This window comes from Rothia sp. 27098_8_29, assembly GCF_041432785.1.
In the GTDB taxonomy this organism is placed as follows: Bacteria; Actinomycetota; Actinomycetes; order Actinomycetales; family Micrococcaceae; genus Rothia; species Rothia mucilaginosa.
Genome location: NZ_JAPWAI010000008.1, coordinates 15,049 through 31,292 on the forward strand (window position 1 = coordinate 15,049; position 16,244 = coordinate 31,292).

At 57.1% G+C, this 16,244-nt stretch carries 11 protein-coding genes and 1 tRNA gene; 1 reads left to right on the forward strand and 11 read right to left on the reverse strand.

Annotation, left to right across the window (positions count from 1 at the left end; genetic code table 11):
• Nucleotide 1: 1 nt before the first annotated feature.
• The 9 genes from O3649_RS08500 to O3649_RS08540 form a co-directional block, all read right to left on the reverse strand.
• Nucleotides 2-466, reverse strand: a complete 465-nt coding sequence (locus O3649_RS08500; protein WP_049328057.1) for an FHA domain-containing protein — start codon at nucleotides 464-466, stop codon at nucleotides 2-4.
• A complete protein-coding gene (locus tag O3649_RS08505) occupies nucleotides 466-1,329 on the reverse strand; it encodes a DUF3662 and FHA domain-containing protein (protein WP_314928336.1) in 864 nt (287 codons plus the stop codon). Before O3649_RS08505 ends, O3649_RS08500 begins: the two co-directional genes overlap by 1 nt.
• 228 nt (nucleotides 1,330-1,557) lie before the next feature.
• Nucleotides 1,558-1,644: transfer RNA gene (locus O3649_RS08510), tRNA-Leu, on the reverse strand.
• Nucleotides 1,645-1,732: 88 nt separating this feature from the next.
• Nucleotides 1,733-2,074 (reverse strand): PLDc N-terminal domain-containing protein, encoded by a 342-nt coding sequence (locus O3649_RS08515; protein WP_303954545.1) that lies wholly within the window; start codon nucleotides 2,072-2,074, stop codon nucleotides 1,733-1,735.
• A gap of 199 nt (nucleotides 2,075-2,273) precedes the next feature.
• A complete protein-coding gene (locus O3649_RS08520; RefSeq protein ID WP_371573771.1) occupies nucleotides 2,274-3,827 on the reverse strand; it encodes an alanine/glycine:cation symporter family protein in 1,554 nt (517 codons plus the stop codon).
• A gap of 337 nt (nucleotides 3,828-4,164) precedes the next feature.
• Nucleotides 4,165-7,515 (reverse strand): bifunctional lysylphosphatidylglycerol synthetase/lysine--tRNA ligase LysX, encoded by a 3,351-nt coding sequence (gene lysX, locus O3649_RS08525; protein ID WP_371573773.1) that lies wholly within the window; start codon nucleotides 7,513-7,515, stop codon nucleotides 4,165-4,167.
• A gap of 52 nt (nucleotides 7,516-7,567) precedes the next feature.
• Nucleotides 7,568-8,920 carry a Na+/H+ antiporter NhaA gene (nhaA, locus tag O3649_RS08530; RefSeq protein WP_049357181.1) on the reverse strand — a complete coding sequence of 451 codons (1,353 nt, stop codon included), beginning with the start codon at nucleotides 8,918-8,920 and terminating at the stop codon, nucleotides 7,568-7,570.
• Between the two features lie 243 nt (nucleotides 8,921-9,163).
• A complete protein-coding gene (locus O3649_RS08535; RefSeq protein WP_070686876.1) occupies nucleotides 9,164-9,688 on the reverse strand; it encodes a ferritin in 525 nt (174 codons plus the stop codon).
• A 521-nt stretch (nucleotides 9,689-10,209) separates the two neighbouring features.
• Nucleotides 10,210-10,761: a MarR family winged helix-turn-helix transcriptional regulator gene (locus O3649_RS08540; protein WP_141752094.1), complete on the reverse strand. Its 552-nt coding sequence runs from the start codon at nucleotides 10,759-10,761 to the stop codon at nucleotides 10,210-10,212.
• A gap of 1,466 nt (nucleotides 10,762-12,227) precedes the next feature.
• On the opposite strand from O3649_RS08540, the gene O3649_RS08545 reads away from it, so the two are divergent.
• On the forward strand, nucleotides 12,228-12,851 hold the full coding sequence (locus O3649_RS08545; RefSeq protein ID WP_279741593.1) for a superoxide dismutase: 624 nt from the start codon (nucleotides 12,228-12,230) through the stop codon (nucleotides 12,849-12,851).
• 127 nt (nucleotides 12,852-12,978) lie between these two features.
• Here O3649_RS08545 and O3649_RS08550 read toward each other — a convergent pair whose 3' ends face one another.
• Nucleotides 12,979-14,790 carry an ATP-binding cassette domain-containing protein gene (locus O3649_RS08550; RefSeq protein WP_371573776.1) on the reverse strand — a complete coding sequence of 604 codons (1,812 nt, stop codon included), beginning with the start codon at nucleotides 14,788-14,790 and terminating at the stop codon, nucleotides 12,979-12,981.
• Between the two features lie 457 nt (nucleotides 14,791-15,247).
• Nucleotides 15,248-16,244, reverse strand: a 997-nt coding sequence (locus O3649_RS08555; RefSeq protein WP_371573778.1) for an ATP-binding cassette domain-containing protein, incomplete at its 5' end; no start/stop codon positions are given.

Genomic DNA, 16,244 nt, shown 5'->3' on the forward strand with positions numbered 1-16,244 from the left:
ACTAGCCCCTCAACTGCATGGTGGTACCGCCAACGCGGAAATCATCACCGGGCTCAATCGGGGTCGCACGAGTCAGACGCTCGCCATTGACGAACGTACCATTAGTAGAATTCAAATCCTCAAGGAACCAACGGGAACCCTGAGGGAACAGGCGCGCATGGCGACCCGAGGCGTAATCATCCTGCAGGGACACCTCAATGTCATTAGCGCGGCCAATAGTAATCGGGTGGTCCCCCAACTGCATCATCGCGCCAGCCTGCGCCCCCGCAGTAATCACAAGCTGCGAAGGACGAGTCGGCGGAGGCGCAATATGGGTAGCCTCCGGAACCGCATCAACCGGTGCCGCACGATAGTTCTTACCCAAACCAAGGTCACGGCGAGCCGCCGAAACCACCAGGAAAACAAAGAACCAAATCAGAGCCAGAAAAGCGTAACGAAGGAGAGTAACGGTCAATTCAGACGCCATTAACGGACACCTCCGGTCGAACTATGGAAGATGATGCGGGTATTACCCATGCGAAGCAGTGAACCGTTCGCCAGCACCACCGGCGCACGCAGAGGCGCACCATTAATCAACGTGCCGTTGGTAGAACCCATATCGGAGGCGACCACCGCACCACTCTGCATCGAAAGCTGCAGGTGACGGCGAGAAACACCCTTATCGTCCAGACGAAAATCAGCATCAGAACCGCGGCCCAGCACAAACGGCAGGTGGTTCACCGGGTGCATGCGACCCTCAATCTCCAAGAAGAAACGGGGAGCCGCCGCAGGGGGCGCTACAGGCATGTTCAGGCGAGGCGCAGGAGCCTGCTGAGGCGCAGGGCTGGGTGCAGGCTGAGCCGGCTGAGCAGCCGGCTTCGTAATGCGGGTCGGCAAAGAAGACTCACGCGGCGGACGCACCGGCGCGTAGTTAGTGGCGCCGCGCAGAGACGGGGATGCCGGAGCCTCCGGTACAGAGAACGGCTCGAAAGTCGCAACAACCTCAAACTCGCCCTCAGAGAGAGAATCAAGAACGTTGAACGTCACGCGAACCGCACCAATGAGGGTGTAACCCTGCGCGCGGGCGTGCGAAATCGCCAAATCGCACAGCTCAACAGCGAACGGGTTGCCCCACTCGCGCACGCGAGGGAAATCAACCGGTGCGAAACGGAGAGTATAGACATTAGGAGCCATAGTGCGGCCACTGCCGTCCACGTAGGACTCGTCATCCATCATGATGCGGACGCGGTTAGCAACATCCGCCTTCGCAAAGGTGCCGAAGCCCTTGGAAAGGCCGACAGTGCGGCCGATGCCTTGCTCCAGCTTGCCCAGCTTGTCGAAAAACTTCATGCCGCCTCCTTCTCAACGACCATTCCGAGCAACAGACCGCGCAAACGGTCTTTATCCGAAAGGCTCAGTTTAACGAGCGTGTCTGTGCGTTAGCTGTGTGCTCTGTGAATGAACACACCCGATTCTATTTTAGGTGATGCACTTGCCATCGCTCTGGAACCCCGTCATTTAGCGGGGAATTGGTTATGGATATGAAAAAATCCCCGGTTCTTTCGAACCGGGGATCGTTGGTGCGCGAGGGGGGAGTTGAACCCCCACGCCCTCACGGGCACACGGACCTGAACCGTGCGCGTCTGCCTATTCCGCCACTCGCGCATGTGTCTTACGGTGTATCACCGCAGGCAACACATAAAACTATACGGACTGCATGCGGTGCTGTCCAATTGAGAGAGTGTGACCTTCGTTACTTAGTATTGGTGGGGGTGTCAGAAAGAGCCTCCGAGGTACTATCGGGGGCACTACCGGACACTTCACCGGAAGCAGCTGCAGCAGAAGCAGCCGCGGAACCCTGCGCCATACGCTCCTGTTCAGCACGCTCCCGGTCAATACGCTCCAAACGCGCACGCAACAACCACGTCACCGGACCCACATACGGCAGGCACAGCACCAGCAGAAGCCACTTCAGCTTCTGTACCTCCGAAAAATGCGGGTTCCGATGAATCGTCACCAAGCACAATAGCGCCAACGCAATACCAGCCAGAAACACGACCGTGACCACCAGCTCCAGTACGGCACGCCAATCCATAAGCCCTCCTAACATCCTTCCTAAGCATACAGACCCGGAGGAATCCACAAGCCCTCAGGGTAGTTCAAGGAGACGTTCAGAGCCTACCCCGATGGGCAGCCCCATACGCCCCTCAAGCACGCAAAAGGGCCCGCCCCGCAACACAGCAGGACGGACCCTCCACAAAGCCTTACACAGAAACCTGCGTGTAGCTTACAAACTAGCGGCTAGCCTTCTTCGCGGCACGACGCTCAGCAGCCTTCGCATCATACTCAGCCCAGAACTCACGGGTAGTCACCGCATCAGTACCATCCCACGCCGCAAGATTCTTCAACTCAGGCATATCCGAAGCCTTGAAAATCGGCTCCAAACCAGCCTTACGCTGAGCCTCATAGTTCTTCAACACCGCAACAACCTGCGGAGTCATCAACAGAACCGCCGTCAAGTTCACAATCACCATGCCGGCATTCAGCATATCCGCGGTAGTCCACACCAGATCCAGCGAAGAAATCGCACCGAAGAACACGAATACCAGAACCAGTGCACGGAAAATATTCATCGGCAGCTTACGCTCAGTCACGAAACGCATATTCGACTCGCCGTAGTAGTAGTTACCAATCACAGTCGAGAACGCAAACATGAAAATCGCGATAGTCAGGAAGTGAACCGCCCAATCGCCCAGCTGCATAGCCAACGCCGACTGAGTCAGCGACGCACCACGAGAACGATCACCATAAGTCGGGTTCGACAGCAGAACAATAAACGCAGTCACAGTACACGCCATCATGGTGTCAAAGTAAACACCCAAAGTCTGCACGTAACCCTGCTTAGCCGGGTGAGAAATAGTAGCGGTCGCACCAGCGTTCGGAGCGGTACCCATACCCGCCTCATTAGTCAGCAGGCCACGCTTCATACCCCAAATCACGGCACCCATCGCGCCACCGGTCACAAACTCCTTAATACCAAAAGCACCCTGGAAAATCATCAGCAGCATCTCCGGAACCTTGCCAATGTTCAGCAGAACAACCAGCAGACCCAGCAGCAAATACAGCACCGCCATAATCGGCACCAGCCACTCAGTCACCGAAGAAATCGCGCGAATACCACCGAAAATAATAGCCGCAGTCAGCGCCACCATAATCAGACCAATAGTGATGCGGAAACCCATCGAGTTAGTACCCGAAACATCAATGCTGAACGAGTTCGCCGTAGCATCCACCACAGCATTCGTCTGAACCGCCACAAACACGAACGCATAAGTGACCACAATGAACGCCACAAAGATGTAACCCATCCACGGAGCATTCAGACCGCGCTTCATGTAGTACGCCGGACCACCAATATAGGAATCCTTACCGCGCTCCTTATACAGCTGACCCAGAAGGGACTCCGCAAAAGCAGAAGCCGCACCAACAGCAGCAATAACCCACATCCAGAACACAGCACCCGGGCCGCCCATAGCAATAGCCAAAGCAACACCCGCAACAGTACCGGTACCCACACGAGAAGCCGCCGAAACAGTAAACGCACGGAACGAAGAAATGCTCTTCTTACCGTCAGCCTCACGAGCAACCGGGTCACCCAGGACGCGGATCATTTCCTTAATGGAACGCCACTGCACACCGCGAGTGCGGATCGTAATGTACAGACCAGCCGCAATCAGAGCGTAGTAGAGGAAATTACTCCACATCCAGTTCTGCACGGCATCCACGGAGGAAGTCAGTTCCGCAGTCTGCGTATTAATGTCCCCGATGATATTCAGAAGAAAATCCACTCGGCACTCCAATCTTGAAAGCAAAAAGCCCGCACGCTCAAATCCGAAAGACGGACAACGTGTGGGCTACATTGCTGGGTGGTGCGGACTCAAAGCCGCGTAACGGAGGCACATACGCTCCGCATGATTAGTCACCTCATTGTGTCGGCTACGCCACCCGCTCGGCAACTTAAAAAAGGGGTCAAATGCAAAATGTAACGAATACTTAATATATGGACAGAGTAAATATAGGCTCCGTGGAGGTGTTGACGGCACCGGCAGGGCGGGCACAAAAAGCCCGGCACAAGGTACAAAACCTCGCACCGGGCTTAGCGGAGAAGCGTGGGTATCAGTCGGGCTACGAACGCTCAGGCTTCACAAACGGGAACGACAACACCCCACGAATCTGCGTCTGAGCCAACAGCATCACCAAACGGTCCACCCCCAGACCCAAACCACCCGTCGGCGGCATACCCGTCTCCAAGGCGTAAAGGAAATCCTCATCCACCTCCATCGCCTCCAGGTCACCCGAAGCCGCCTTCAACGACTGCTCCGTCAGGCGCTCACGCTGCACCAGCGGATCCGCCAGCTCCGAGTAGGCACAGCCCATCTCCATGCCGTTAATCACCAAATCCCAACGCTCCGCCAAACCCGGAACACTACGATGCGGCGCCGCAAGCGGACTCGTCTCCGCCGGGAAATCCGTATAGAACGTCGGCTCCACCGTATGCACCTCAACCAGCTCACCATACAGTTCCTCAACGATGGCACCCGGACCCATACCCTCGTGAACACGCACACCGTGCTGCTGCGCCAAAGCCAGCAACTCCTCAAAATCCGTCTGCACATCCACTCGGCGACCCAGCGCCTCCGACAGAGCATCACACACCGACACCACACGCCACGGACCCGACACATCACGCACCACGCGCCCGCTCGAAGCCTTACGACCCAGCGGCAAAGACACCGAACCAAACACCGCCTGAGCGGCATCCTTAATCAGACGCTCCGTCAACTCACGCATCTGCACATAATCCGCATACGGACGATACGCCTCAAGCACCGTAAACTCCGGATTATGGGTCGCATCAGCACCCTCATTGCGGAAATCACGACCCAGCTCATATACCGGACCGCTACCGCCCACCACCAGGCGCTTCAAATACAGCTCCGGCGCAATACGCAGCGTCAAATCCTCACCGTACGCATTGATATACGTGCGGAACGGACGCGCGCTCGCGCCACCGTGCACCGTATGCAGAATCGGGGTCTCCACCTCAAGGAAGCCCTCCGCATCCAGGCGGGCACGCAGTGCCTTAATGACCGCAGTACGCAGGCGCAGATTCTGCATCTGGTCCGGATGCACCAACAGGTCTGTGGAACGGCGACGCAGGCGCGCCTCCGGGTCAGTAAAGGAGTCGAAGGGGATGGGGTGCAGGCTCTTCGACGCCATGTACCAGGAGGCGGCAATCAGCGATGGAGTGCCGTTACGGCTCACCCCGTAGGTGCCCCGCACGGTGATGATGTCACCAGTATCCAGGTTGCGGGAGGCGAGGCTCAACGGGTGCTCGCCCACCAGGCTGCGTTCCACGACGACCTGCAGGGTCTCACCCCCTTCAATGAGGATTGCAAAGAGGACTCCACCGTGGTTGCGAAGCGCGCGAATACGCCCCGAAACCATGAATTCCGAATCTGGAATATTTTCAGAAGAGAATATACTCAGGGCATCCTTCACGCCCAGAATAGGCGCACCATTACTGCGTATCTCACCACCCAGCGGATACGGATCCATGCCCGCCGCACGCAGCGCCTCCAGATGGCGCAGACGGTGCTGAGTCTGATCGCTACGCGACACCTCAGGAAGCTCTTCCACAGAAGCGAGCTGCATCTGGCGAAGAGCCTCCAGCTCATCTGTAGAAAGAACCTGCTCCTGATCCTGCAAACGGCGCGCCGACAAATTCGGTAAAAAGCCCTCCGCCATACCCGACGCAACCACAACATTCGCCATCGCCAACGTCGGCTCCGTCGCCAAAAAACGAGGAACCCACAGCGGGGCAAACTTCAGATTGAAACGATACAGGCGGCGCAACTGCAGAAAACGATCCAGCACACCCAAAGAGCGGGAAGCAAAACGGTTCCACGCCGACGCACCCACCTGATCAGCAGCCTCAAAAATATGGCCAAACATCGCAAAATTCAGCGACACCCGACGCACACCCAAAGACGCCGCCTGCTCCATCAGCGACGCCACCATAAACTCCACCACACCATTAGGTGCCTCGGGGGAGCGGCGCATAACATCCAGCGACAGGCCGGTGGGGCCCCACGGAACGAATGACAGCAGAGCCACCATCTGACCTGCCTCATCATGAGCCGACACCAGAACAGACGAAGAATCCGCCGGATCATTCACACGGTTCAGAGCCATCGAAAAACCGCGCTCCACGCGGCCATGACGCCACGCCGAAATATTCTCCGCAACCTGCTGACGCTGCTGCTCATCCAGCTCCGCAAAGCGACGCATCTGCGCCGTGTACCCGCCGCGGCGCACACGCTGAACCGCCTGACGCACCGGTAGCATCGACGTGTCATTGAGCGTGAAACGGTCCGCCTCAAGGACCGCCTCCTCACCCATCTGAATAATCGACAGGCCCGCACGGTTATAGGCGCGCGCACCCGCCTCACTCACGCTCAGCGCCGCAGGAACCCAACCATAGCTACGCGCCTGCAGCATCCACTGCTCAATGGCGGCATCCCACGAATCAGGGTCACCCACCGGGTCGCTCGACGCCAAACACACCGAACCCACCGAACGGTACGTAATCGCCGCCCTCTGATCCGGAGAGAAAATCACCTGCTTATCGCGACGCGTCGCAAAATAGGAGAGCGAATCATTGGCACCGTACTGCTGTAGCAGAGCGCGAATCTTCAGCTCCTTCTCGCCGGTCCACGCATCCGGGGCACGGTAACCGCGCGCCAACAGGTACAGTGCCGCAACCAGCGAGGCGCCGTAACCGAAAGAAGCCAAAAAAGCGACCACATCAGCAGACCAAACACCAGGATGGGTACGCTCAATACCCATGCCGTGCATCAGCAACTCCCACGGGGTCACCGAACGCAACGGCTCCCACACGCCAATGTGGCAGAGGTACCAGAGCACCAGAGTAGTCAGCAGGATGCCGCCAACAGCCGTCGACGCCGCACCTACCCACGAGAGGCGACCAATACGCGCCGGGAACGCCGAACGAATTGAGAAAAGGAAAGGCACCAGCGCACACGCAAACACGATGGAGAGCGTATCGACCGTCGAGGAGAAAATACGGTCCTTCGGCATAATCCCCGCGGGGAACACCAGCGTGAAGGCGCTATGCGTCGCAATCAGCGCACCCAACACCTGAAAAACGATGGCCGCAATGAGGGCAGCGCGCTTACGCACAATCAGCCCGGAAACCAGCACAATCATCGTGATGGCGCTGGGCAGCGTGTGCGTGGAGGGAATATTCAGCAGGTCAGCGGTGACTTCCCACCAAGTGAAGCCGCGACCGTGCCGCAGAGGAGAAATAATCCACGCGAACGTGGTCAGTAGCGCGGCAAAAGAATACACCCCAATCACCACGCGTGCTGATATCTCTGCATACCTTGAAGGAGGCGCGGGCGCCTGCCCTGCTCGTGCTGTACGGCGACGTGAGGTAGTGCGGTGAGACATCATTATCAGCGGGGGATTGGGGTGTAGGGAAGGTACTAGACCTTAGGAGTTCTTGCTAGGCTTCGGTCTTCGGGTCACGGTAGGTGCCCTCGAAGACGTCGGGGATGCCGTTGTCGTCAGCGTCCACGCTTTCCTTCTCAGCCAGGGCACGGTAGTGCTTGTTACGGCGTGAAAGGATGATGGCACCGACAATCGCGGCGAGCACGGAACCGAAGAGAATCGCAATCTTTGCATCCTCGGTGTGCGGGGAGCCGTGCGGGAAGGACAGCTCAGCCACCAGTAGGGACACGGTGAAGCCGATACCGCCGGTTGCAGCCAGGCCGACCACGTCAATCCAGGCGACATCCGGGTCGAGGTTAGCGTTCTTGAAGCGGGTCACGAGCCAGGTGGTACCGAAAATACCGATGGTCTTACCTGCAACCAGCGCGACCATGATGCCGACTGCCACGGAGTCGGTGAGGGCTCGTCCGAGGCCTTCAAAGCCGCCAACGGCCACACCCGCGCTGAAGAACGCGAAGACGGGCACGCAGATGCCCGTGGAGAGGGGGCGGAAGCGATGCTCCAGCACCTCTGCCAGACCGTGTTCTGCGTGTGCCGCCTCGGAGCGTGCGGACATCTTCACGGGCACCAGGAAGCCCAGAACCACGCCGGAAATGGTGGCGTGAATACCGGACTCGAGGAAGAGTGCCCAGGTGATGATGCCCAGGGGCAACAGCAGAACCCATGCGGCGAGAGGCTTCAGATGCAGCATGGTCTCGCCACGGTAGGCGATGAACGCGAAAAGTGCGAGCGGAATCAGTGCGAAGAGCAGGTACTCGCCGTGGAAGTTATTGGTGTAGAAGATTGCGATAATGCAGATTGCGATCAGGTCGTCGACCACAGCCAGGGTCAGCAGGAAGACACGCATCGCCGAGGGGAGGAAAGTACCCACGGCGGCGAGCACGGATACCGCAAACGCAATATCGGTTGCGGTGGGGATAGCCCAGCCGTGCAGAGCGGTGGGGCTGGTGAAGTTCAGCGCCGTGTAGATAATCGCGGGCACTGCCACGCCACCGAAGGCAGCCGCAATCGGCACAATCGCGGTGGAGGGCGACTTGAGGTCACCAATTACGAATTCCTTCTTCAGCTCCAGGCCGGTGAGGAAGAAGAAAACGACGAGCAGACCGTCTGCCGCCCAGGTTCCGATGCTCATCTGCAGGTGGTTGAAGCCGGGGATAACCGGGCCAACCACGGTGTCTCGCAGACCGAAGTAGAAGCTGGATGCGGGGGTGTTGGCGAGTACTACTGCCAGCACCGTCGCAATCAGAAGTACGGTACCGCCGACTGATTCTGCACGCAGAATGTCGGCTACGCGGCGTGAGTTGCTATATGAGCCGCGGCTGAGGGTATCTGGGTTGGTGTGAGTCATTCTCTCCTCTTTCTGCCGCGATATTATGCGGCATCTAAGGCTTTTAAGTTTACTCTGCACTGTATGAGTATTCGAGTACCGGCTGGCGGCTTTTAGCTCCTGGACGGTGCACCGCGGTGTGCTTTTATGGCGTATATGCATAAACGTTCCGCCCTCCCCACGGCGTGTGGGGAGGGCGGAACGTTTAATATTTTGCAGATATTCTGCGTGGTCGACTAGGTGTCTAGCCGCCTGAACGCAAGATTAGGAACCAGCGATTGCGGGTGCACCGGACTCCTGGCCGTGGTCGTGTGCCAGCTCGCGTGCAACGTAGTTCTCCAGGTCGAAGAGGTTGCCGTTTGCGCGCTTCACGATGGTCACCAGGGTCTCCATGGTTGCAACTTCCTCAACCTGTTCCTTCAGGAACCAGAGGATGAACTGCTCGCCCAGTGCGTAGTTCTCAGCGCGTGCTGCGGAGAACAGCGCCTCGATCTGACCGGTGACAACCTTCTCCTGTGCCAGGGACATGTCAACGATTTCCTGAACGTTCTCGAAGTCGTTCTTGACAGCGGGAACAGCGGGGATCTCGACCTTGTGGCCGCGGTCCAGCTTGTACTGAACCATCATGAGTGCGTGCTCGCGCTCTTCGAGGGACTGCTGGTAGAAGAACTTAGCCAGCTGGGGCAGGTCCTCACCGTCGAGCCAGATAGCCATGGACAGGTACTGGTGAGATGCTGCGAACTCGTGGCCAATCTGCTCGTTCAGAAGGTCGTAGAAAGACTTAGACATATGGTTTCTCCTTATATGGTGGTTGCTTTTAGGTGCCGGGATGGCGCGGTGCAACCTGTTGATATTTATCGTAAGGGGTAGGGTGCGTCATGTACAGAGAGAAAAGGCTAATCGGTGAATCAGATAAGGTACTCCTGACATATTGTCACCACAACCCTTAGTGTGGATGCCCTGAATACTTTCTTTGGCTTGAGTGGTATTGAGTGCGTTTCCTTGAGATTTCGCGGTTTAAAGCGGCATTAGATACCCCAACATCCCGCGTACATGCATGATGCCCCGGCGCCCGACAGCCGGTCATCCGACATTTCAAAGCGGTACGTGATACCGCAAAAATTTTTTAAAATTCTTCGCATGTATCGATGCTCGGGGCAACTTTAGGCGGCTTTAAGGTTCGTGCGTACCGCAGCGCTCGCGACTGCAAGAGCCTATTTAAGAAATCTGTTAAAGAGATAAGGCACGTTCCCGGTGGGGAATGTGCCTTATCTCTGGTTCTCTCAACTCTCGCCCGAAGGCGGAGGAGGTTATTGTGTGGGGTAGTTCCCACGCTGCAGTGCATCAATCGAGATGACGTTTGAGGGGGTGTTGCCGAGGACTGCCTCGCCGATTTCTGCGAGATGTTCAACCTGTTCGGTGGTCAGGTGGTCGAAAATCTGGCGGCGTACTTCGCTCACGTGGCCGGGTGCGACCTCCTGCACCTTCTGCTCGCCTGCGGGGAGCAAGTGGCAGATGCTGACGCGGCGGTCTTCTGCGCTGAGGGAGCGGCGGACGTAGCCGTCCTTCTCCAGGCGTGCCACAACGCGGGAGAGGCGTGCCGGGAGGGTGTTGGTAGTAACTGCCAGCTCGGTCATGGTGAGGGAATGATCCTTGGACTCGGAGAGCATCGCGAGCACCATGTATTCGACAAAGCTAATGCCTGCTTCGCTCTGCAGCTGGTTTTCCAGTTTGCGGGTGAGGCTGAAGATGATGGAGCTGATAAAGAGCCAGCCTTCTCGCTCTTGCGGAGAGAGCCACTGGATGGATTCGCTGTGTGCGGTATTGTCAGACCGCTGCGCAGACGTGGTTGGTATGGGCACGGGATTGGTTCCTCTTTTATCGGATATGGAGCTCCCTTATTAAGGGGAGGTGTGGTGTGCTGGCACCCATTGTAGCGAAAGGTCTTGCCCAGTAACCCTAAATTGGTACGGTCAAGTAATGGTTGACACTTTGGTGCTAATTTTTTGGAGGGTGCTAGGGTCATCTTTTTGCACGCAGTGACTATAAAAACCTTGGGTAGACAAGTGATGCGCGACATATTTAAAAAGATTTCCGGTACAAGTATAGATGAGAACGTACCAAGAAGCATACTCATGAATTGAGCCAACTTCCGCGGAATATCAAGGTTTTTAGGGGTGTGGGTGAAAATTCTAGGGAGTGTAAAGAGCTTGCCAGGGGTGAAAAATAACGAAACGATAACAAAAATTTTAAAAAAATCTCGGTTTTGGCTTTGCAACCGTAATGAAACCGTGTACACTAATTACATAACGGGGTCGAAGGAAGCCTCCGAGGCGAGACCGGAAGCTCGCTTCGATAGGTTCGACTCTCTATTTATCGGTGATTGTCGTCGGTGTACGAGTAACTCGTATTTCTACCGACGGATGTGCGGTGCGGGTGCAGTTCGTGGTTGGGCTGCATTCCGTACCGTATCTTTTTAACTGAAATCTCTATCAACTCACTCTAAGAGCATCCAATGGTCGGGTGCTCTTTTTCTTTGCCCTCATAGGGATTAGCAAGAGCGCCCCTGCGAACTAGGGGAGGAGCATGAATTGAGGGGTCTGCGTATCTGCACTGTGCACCTTGCAGCTGTGGTGTTGCTGCGCCGTATCGCGCCAGGAATGTTATCCATAGGGGTTATCCACAATGGTTATCCACAGTGTGGAGAACTTACACGCATGTGATTTGGTGAAGCTGGCGATGGTGGCAATGCAAGATGCAAAGAGGGGCCCAGTCGAAAAATTCTTGTAATTACAGGCTTTCGAGGCTGTTAAAAGCGAGGGTAAGTTCTTAAACAGAAGACCTTTTCACCTTTAAAACCGCGGAACCCGAAAATTTCCACAGCTGTGGATAACCCTGTGCACTTAATCCACCGCCTCCGGCGTAAGGAGGCGCGTAAGATCGCTCGGCGGCCCTGTTAGTACTCAATATTTTGGCTAGTAGAAGGAAAAACACCCCGAATGAGGGCGAAAATTCTGCAGTTTATCCCCCGCGCATCCCCAAAATAGGATGTTATCCACAGTAGTTATCCACAGTGTGGAGAACTTACAACTCTGTTATTCATATGAGTGCATACCCCGGTATTTCAAGGCAGAATAGGGTGCCGACCCCGAAAATCCTGTTGATACACAGGATTATCCACAGGTGTGGGGAAAAGTCTTCGCCTGAAATCCACATGCTCAAGCAAGGTCTTACATAAATGTGACGCACCCCAACTCATGAAAAGTAAAGTAAACGCTACGCTGGTAATCTTTAATACAAGCCAAGTTTTCTAATGAAAGGCATCATCATGGCTGAAAAGTACACCCTCCCCGAGCTCCCCTACGACTACGCGGCGCTCGAGCCCCACATCTCTGCAAAGATCATGGAGCTGCACCACGACAAGCACCACGCAGCATACGTTGCAGGCGCTAACGCAGCTCTCGAGCAGCTTGAAGAGGCACGCGAGAACGGTGCATACGGCAACGTCTCCAAGCTCTCCAAGGACCTGGCGTTCAACCTGGGTGGCCACACCAACCACTCCATCTTCTGGAACAATCTGTCCCCCGAGGGTGGCGACAAGCCCACCGGCGAGCTGGCAGCGGCAATCGACGAGTTCTTCGGATCCTTCGACAAGTTCCGTGAGCACTTCACCAACGTTGCACTGACCATTCAGGGCTCCGGCTGGGCAGTCCTCGCATGGGACACCGTTGGCAAGCGCCTCATCATCGAGCAGCTTTACGATCAGCAGGGCAACATCTCCGTTGCACTGATCCCCGTTCTGCAGCTGGACATGTGGGAGCACGCATTCTACCTGGACTACCAGAACGTCAAGGGCGAGTACGTCAAGGCATTCTGGAACATTGTGAACTGGGCTGACGTTCAGGCTCGCTTCGAGCGCGCAGTGTCCCAGACCAAGGGCCTGGTCCTCTAATCTAAGTTTTCGTCAGCGCGGTGAAGTAGCCGCGGTGAGGTAACTGAAACGGGTGCCCGGCGCCTCCATATTCGGAGGTGCCGGGCACCCGTTCGTTGTATTCAGATGTTGCTCCGGGGGTGGAACTCTAGAGCGCCAGCGTGCGGTCAATGCGGATGCGGCGGCAGAAGTCCTCATCATGGCTCACCACAATGAGCGCGCCGGTGTAGGCTTCGAGCGCCTGCACCAGCCAATCCACCGAGGAAATATCGAGGTTATTCGTCGGCTCATCCAATATGAGTAGCTGCGGCACCGGATCTGCCAGAAGTACCTGCGCCACCGCGGCACGGAAGCGCTCACCTCCGGATAAATCCCCAATGCGCTGATGTACGCTTTCGCGACGGAAGAGCAGGCGCGCCAACTGGTCACGCAGATGCTGCTCGCTCGCACCGGGATTCGCCCTCTGTACGGTTTCAAGGAGGGTGAGCTGCGGGTCGAGGGTGATGCGCTGCGGAATGTACGCCCCCTCGAGGCAATAGTCGACCCGGTAGGCGGGCTGCACGGGGGAGCGGTACTCCGGGTCTTTTGCGTGGGCAATTGCTTCAAGGAGGGTGGTCTTGCCGCTACCGTTTGCGCCGGTGATGCGCAGGTGCTCGGGGCCGCTGAGAATCAGGTGTTCGGGGTGTTCCGCCGGGGTTCCCTGCTGGTTCTTGTCGCCGGCTTCGGCGGGCGAAAAATGTAGAGAATCAACCTTAGTGGGTTGCTGAGCGGTAAATGTTTCACGTGAAACCTGCCGGGCATCAACCCTGTACAGCTCCAGCACCTTGCGCCCCGCGGGTAGGGGCTGCTGGCTCAGCTCGGCGTAGATCTTCTCCTGCACGCGCACCTCATCCTGGGCGTTCTGGTATGCCTCCTGAGCCTGCTCCTGCTTGCCGATGCGCAGAACTCGAAGCTTTGCCGCCGCCTGACGTGAGGCGTCCTTGGTGAGGGCAAGAATCGTATCCGGCTGGTCGTCCTTCCAGACCTGCGCCATGTTCTTCGAGATAATCTCCTGCGCCTGTACCCACTCGCGATGCGCCGAACGCACCCGGTTCTTCGCCTCGGTCACGCGACGCTGAGCCGCCTGCTGCTCGGTCTCCAATGCCTGCCGGTAGGTGCTGTAGTTACCCTCGAAGAGGCGCAGATGCGCCAGCCCCTGGCGGTCGGCATGAAGCTCCGCAATCACGTTTACACGCTCCAGAAGATCGCGGTCATGGCTGATGATGAGCGCCGGGCAGGGTAGCGCCTCCAACGCGGCGAAGAGCTGAGCCTTCGCCGCGGAGTCCAGGTTGTTTGTCGGCTCGTCGAGCAAGATGAACTCGGGATCAGAAATCATCAGCGAGGCAAGCGCGGCGATGACCGCCTCACCGCCGGAGAAGCTGCGCATACTGCGAGCAAAGAGTGCGCGAACCGCCTGCGGGTTGTCGCGATCAACCACGGTCGCCGGGGTGAAACCGTAGGTCGCAAGAGCCGCGAGGGTGCGCTCCTCAACGTCCCAGCTGTCCCCGATGGTCTCGTAGAGTTCGGGGGAGTATTCGCCGGATTCTACCGCCTGTAGCGCCCGCAGAATCTCGGCGATTCCGCAGAGCTCGGCGAGGGTTTGATTCCGATTCAGACCCATATCCTGAGGTAGATACGCCATGTGTTCCGGCGCCGCCAAAGAACCGGAATCCGGGGTCAAATCACCCAAAATCAACCTCATAAGGGTTGTTTTTCCGCAACCATTATCACCAATGAGCCCGGTCAGAGGTGCCGAAAATACCGCCGACAGATCCGCAAAAAGCGGAGGCTGGCTCGGGTGCGCAAAGTGCAGATGAGCGATACTAATGTGCGCCGCTGCATGGGAAGTGGCGTGCGAGCGGACATCGCGGGAAGAAGCGGAACGGGGAAAGGTCGCCTGCGGCTGAAGTACGTGTGTCATACGAGCTCCTTGAGGTATGGATGCTCGGGTGCTCTCAAACTCCGACGGTGGTGCGTTGCAGCAGTGTGCCGGCGGTTTGGGGGTGCCTATGCTGAGCGCGTGGCGGTAAGAGGATCGCCCTAAAAAGGGTGCGAAAAAACCCGAGCGTAACGGTGGATGTACCTGTGCCCGGGTGCGTGCGCGCTGATTGGAACACGTAGGAAACGTGTCCGTAGAGCTGCTGCGTGAGCGCACGAAAAATTCTTCTGAGTCCGGGCTTATGCTCGGTGGGTCATTTCTTTGATGCCTCCTAGATTCCGAAGGGCACCCCGGTCGCGCCTTGGGTGGCTTCGGTCAAACGATACATTCAGCTCCGCCAGCTACCCCCGTGGTGGGGTAGCGCGGATAGAGAGCTGATGGCTCAAGCATAGAAACTATGTGGGTGCTGAGTCAAACACCTTCCCATGTAGGAGAAGATTCAGCATGCTGATTCCCCGAATGGTTCCTTCCCGAGAGTTTTTGTTGAAAGGTTGAGCGTGCGGTCAATGCGGATGCGGCGGCAGAAGTCCTCATCATGGCTCACCACAATGAGCGCGCCGGTGTAGGCTTCGAGCGCCTGCACCAGCCAATCCACCGAGGAAATATCGAGGTTATTCGTCGGCTCATCCAATATGAGTAGCTGCGGCACCGGATCTGCCAGAAGTACCTGCGCCACCGCGGCACGGAAGCGCTCACCTCCGGATAAATCCCCAATGCGCTGATGTACGCTTTCGCGACGGAAGAGCAGGCGCGCCAACTGGTCACGCAGATGCTGCTCGCTCGCACCGGGATTCGCCCTCTGTACGGTTTCAAGGAGGGTGAGCTGCGGGTCGAGGGTGATGCGCTGCGGCAGGTATGCGGTGTTGTCCAGGCGGTAGAGCACTTGGTATGCAGGCGGCACTGGGGAACGGTAATCAGGGTCATTCGCGTGCGCTATCGCATTGAGAAGCACAGTCTTGCCACTGCCGTTTGCGCCCGTGATGTGCAGGTGTTCGGGTCCGGTCAGGATAAGAACCTCGGGAAAATCTTGGATTTGAAGCAGATAATCAACTTTATATGGTTGTGTTTCACGTGAAACGGTGTTTTGGGTGTATGCATTCTTAAGGTCGGCGCTCTGCGGTGTAGACGCGCAAGAGTCGTTCTTCACCCGATGTAATTCCAGTACCTTCCGCCCCAATGGGAGCGCATCCTGAGCAAGTTCCAGATAGATACGCTCCTGCACGCGCAGGTTCTCTTGGGCTTCTCCAACTGCCGCCCGCGCATCCGCCACCATGCTTTCGTGGGCTGTGTGAAGTTTCCCGGCAGAGCGCTCTGAACTGTTTTTATCCAGGCCCATAGCCATGCCAGGTTTCCGCTTTGACCGTTCAAATTCGCGGCCTCGGCGGGCGTTGCGATCGAGCTTAATTTGGTTCTCGGCGCGCTCACGCTCAGCCTTA

What these genes read in the sequence shown, in the direction of transcription:
- O3649_RS08515 (WP_303954545.1), bottom strand. Translation starts at nt 2,074, where the DNA reads ATGGATTGGCGTGCCGTACTGGAGCTGGTGGTCACGGTCGTGTTTCTG.
- nhaA (WP_049357181.1), bottom strand. Translation starts at nt 8,920, where the DNA reads ATGACTCACACCAACCCAGATACCCTCAGCCGCGGCTCATATAGCAAC.
- O3649_RS08545 (WP_279741593.1), top strand. Translation starts at nt 12,228, where the DNA reads ATGGCTGAAAAGTACACCCTCCCCGAGCTCCCCTACGACTACGCGGCG.
- lysX (WP_371573773.1), bottom strand. Translation starts at nt 7,515, where the DNA reads ATGATGTCTCACCGCACTACCTCACGTCGCCGTACAGCACGAGCAGGG.
- O3649_RS08500 (WP_049328057.1), bottom strand. Translation starts at nt 466, where the DNA reads ATGGCGTCTGAATTGACCGTTACTCTCCTTCGTTACGCTTTTCTGGCT.
- O3649_RS08505 (WP_314928336.1), bottom strand. Translation starts at nt 1,329, where the DNA reads ATGAAGTTTTTCGACAAGCTGGGCAAGCTGGAGCAAGGCATCGGCCGC.
- O3649_RS08535 (WP_070686876.1), bottom strand. Translation starts at nt 9,688, where the DNA reads ATGTCTAAGTCTTTCTACGACCTTCTGAACGAGCAGATTGGCCACGAG.
- O3649_RS08550 (WP_371573776.1), bottom strand. Translation starts at nt 14,790, where the DNA reads ATGACACACGTACTTCAGCCGCAGGCGACCTTTCCCCGTTCCGCTTCT.